Raw genomic sequence first — 3,116 nt, 5'->3', positions numbered from 1 at the left:
GGCTTCGGCGGACCCGCAGGGGTGCCCCGCCGCGCCGCCGGCCGCCGCGCGGCATCCGCCCGGGCCGAGGCCGGTCCGCGGCGCCGCCGGCCCCTCAGGCCGCCGGCATCAGCGCCAGCAGCGCGTCCGCCGCCTCGATCTCGGCGACCCGGGCGGCGGCGCGCGGCAGCAGGCGGGCCAGGTAGAAACCCGCCAGCGGCGCATAGCGCGCATCCGCCGCCGCGGCGCGGGCCAGCATCCAGCCGCCCAGCGTCCAGCCCGCCGCATCCAGATAGGCCGCGGCCGAAGCCTGCGCCGCATCCGCGTCCTTCAGCCCGCGCTCCAGCATCCAGTCCGTCGCGCGGGTCATCGCCGCCACCGCCTCGGCCAGCCGCGGATCGGCGGCCTTCACCTCGGCCAGCAGCCCGCGCATATGCGCGCCGCCGTCGCGGAACAGCTTGCGGCCGACCAGGTCCAGGGCCTGGATGCCGTTGGTGCCCTCATAGATCGGGGCGATGCGGGCATCGCGCAGCACCTGCGCGGCGCCGGCATCCTCGACGAAGCCCATGCCGCCATGCACCTGGATGCCGAGCGAGGCGCAATCCACCCCGCGGTCGGTGCACCAGGCCTTCACGATCGGCGTCAGCAGGGCGACGCGCGCCTCCGCCTCGGCATCGCCGAGCAGCCGGTGCCGGTCGAGCGCCGCGCCCGCCTCCAGCGCCAGCAGCCGTCCCGCCAGGGTGATGGCGCGGATCTCCGCCAGCATCCGCGCCACATCGGCATGCCGGGCGATGGGCTGGCCGCCCTGCACGCGCTCCGCCGCATAGGCCTCGGCCAGGGCCAGCGCGCGGGCACCCTGCGCCACGCCCTCCACGCCGACGCCCAGGCGGGCCGCGTTCATCATGGCGAACATGGCGTTCAGGCCGCGATTCGGCTCGCCCACCAGCTCCGCCTCCGCGCCCTCGTACAGCATGACGCAAGTGGGGGAGGCATGGATGCCCATCTTCTTCTCGAGCCCGCCGCAGCGCAGCGCGTTGCGCCGCCCGTCCGGCAGCACCTTGGGCGCCGCGAACAGGCTGATCCCACGCGTCCCAGGCGGCGCATCCGGCAGCCGCGCCAGGATCAGGTGCAGCGTGTTCTCGGTCAGGTCGTGGTCGCCCCAGGTGATGTAGATCTTCTGGCCGGTGATGCGGTAGCCGCCCGTCCCGTCCGGCTCGGCTTTCGTCCGCACCTGGGAGAGGTCGGAGCCCGCCTGCGGCTCCGTCAGGTTCATCGTCCCGGTCCATTCGCCGCTGACCAGCTTCGGCAGCCACGCCGCCTGCTGCGCCGGGGTGGCGAAGCGGGCCAGCGCCTCGATCGCGCCGGCGGAGAGCAGCGGGCAGAGCGAGAAGGACATGTCGCCGGAGGTCACGATCTCCGAGACCGCCATCCACAGCGCCTGCGGCAGTTCCTGCCCGCCCACCTCCACGCCGTTCACCTCGGCGGGTGCCGCCAAGCCCTGCCAGCCGCCCTCGATCCAGGCGCGATAGGCCGGCTTGTAGCTTTCCGGCGTGCGGACCACGCCGTTCTCCAGCCGCGCCCCTTCCCGGTCGGCGGCCTGGCTGTGCGGCCAGAGCAGGTCGCGGGCGAATTTCTCGGCCTCGCCCAGGATGGCGGCGATGTCCTCGGCCCCCAGCGCCGCGCCGCCCGCCGCGGTCAGCCCCGGCAGGTCGATGACGCGGGTGAGGCCGAAGACCAGGTCCTCGGCTTGGGTCGTGGCGGTCATGGCGGTTCCTGGCTCCCGGATGCGTGTCTGGGTCGGCGCGTGTTCACCATGGGGGTGGGTTCGCGGCAAGCCAAGCCGCGGTCACGCGGCCGGCAGCAATCCGGCGGGCGGCGGCGCCTCCCCGGCGGCCCAGCCGGGCAGGCCGGCCCGCAGCGCCGGCGCCGCCATGGCCCGAGCGAGGCCGAGCCCGAGCAGCGGGCCGAATTTGAACCCATGGCCGGAGGTGCCGGTCAGCACCCAGGCGCGGTCGCCCAGCGGCTCCAGCAGGATGCGCTCGCGCGGCTCGACCTCGTAGTAGCAGGCGCGGGCGCCCAGCACGCGGCAGGCGCCCAGGTCGCGCAGCCGCGGCCGCGCCAGCGCCAGGATCGCCGCCGCCTCCGCCGGGGTGGCGGCCCGGTCGTCCTCGGCATCGCCCTGGCAGGAGAAGCGGTGGTCGCCGATCTTGGCCGGCGTGCCGGCGACCGGCGGCACCAGGTAGAAGCCGCCGCTCTCCGACAGGTCGAGCAGCATCGGCATGGCCGCCCAGGCCTCCCGCGCGCCGGGCGGCGGCTCCAGGAACACCGTGACCTGGCGGGAGGCGGCAACACGCCCGGCCAGGCCCGGCAGCAGCCGCGGCGCCCAGGGCCCGGCGGCGACCAGCAGCAGCTCGGCCTTCCGCCAGGTGCCGTCGGCAAGGCGCAGCCGGGCGTGGCCGGGGTCCACCGCCGCGGCCCGGGCGCGTTCCACCGTCACCCCCAGGGCCAGGCAGCGGCGGAGCAGCGCCGCCAGGATCCGGTCGGCCAGCAGCACGCCGCCCCGCCCGGCCAGGAAGGCGTCGGCGATGCCGTCCGGCGACAGGGCGGGGAAGCGGCGCGCCAGCTCGGCGGGCCCGAGATCCTGCACCGCATGCCCTTCCGCCCGCAGCGCGGCGCGGCTCTCGGCCAGCCAGCCCCCGGGGGAGGAGGCCAGGGCGAGCACATCCGCATCGACCATCAGCCGCTCGCCCAGCTCGGCCCAGAGCAGGTCCCAGGCGCCATGCGCCGCCTCGACCATCCGCAGATAGGCCAGGCTGGGGCCATAGGCGTGCCGGATCAGCCGGTGATGATCGTGGGAGGCGCCGCGCGGGTTGGGGATCGGGTCCTGCTCGACCAGGCGGACGGCGGTGCCCTGGCGCGCCACGGCCCAGGCGGCGGACAGGCCCATGATGCCGCCGCCGAGGATCAGGGCGCTGCCGGGGATGTCGCTCATCCCCGGCATGTGCCGCGATGTGGGCCGCCGGGCAAGGCGCCCCGCGCCGGCGGCGGCGATGCGGGCCGGCCTTGGCCGGCCCGCCTCCGTCAGGCCTTGCGGCCGCGGGTGGTGGCGCCGCGGCGGCTGCCGGTGCTGGCCCGGC

General features: G+C 76.4%; 2 protein-coding genes. Both read right to left on the bottom strand.

What is annotated here, in order from left to right; translation table 11 throughout:
* Positions 1–94: 94 nt before the first annotated feature.
* On the bottom strand, positions 95–1,744 hold the full coding sequence (locus E2C05_RS30260) for an acyl-CoA dehydrogenase family protein (protein ID WP_133223326.1): 1,650 nt from the start codon (positions 1,742–1,744) through the stop codon (positions 95–97).
* 81 nt (positions 1,745–1,825) lie between these two features.
* Positions 1,826–2,971, bottom strand: a complete 1,146-nt coding sequence (locus tag E2C05_RS30255; protein WP_158292476.1) for an FAD-dependent oxidoreductase — start codon at positions 2,969–2,971, stop codon at positions 1,826–1,828.
* Positions 2,972–3,116 lie beyond the last annotated feature (145 nt).

The sequence above is a fragment of the Paracraurococcus ruber genome (genome assembly GCF_004353985.1).
Taxonomy (GTDB): Bacteria; Pseudomonadota; Alphaproteobacteria; order Acetobacterales; family Acetobacteraceae; genus Paracraurococcus; species Paracraurococcus ruber.
Note: the sequence above shows the minus strand (reverse complement) of the source record. Positions and strands in the feature narration are given on the sequence as shown.

Excerpts from the sequence above, each read along its gene's own strand:
- E2C05_RS30260 (WP_133223326.1), bottom strand. The coding sequence starts at position 1,744 with ATGACCGCCACGACCCAAGCCGAGGACCTGGTCTTCGGCCTCACCCGC.
- E2C05_RS30255 (WP_158292476.1), bottom strand. The coding sequence starts at position 2,971 with ATGAGCGACATCCCCGGCAGCGCCCTGATCCTCGGCGGCGGCATCATG.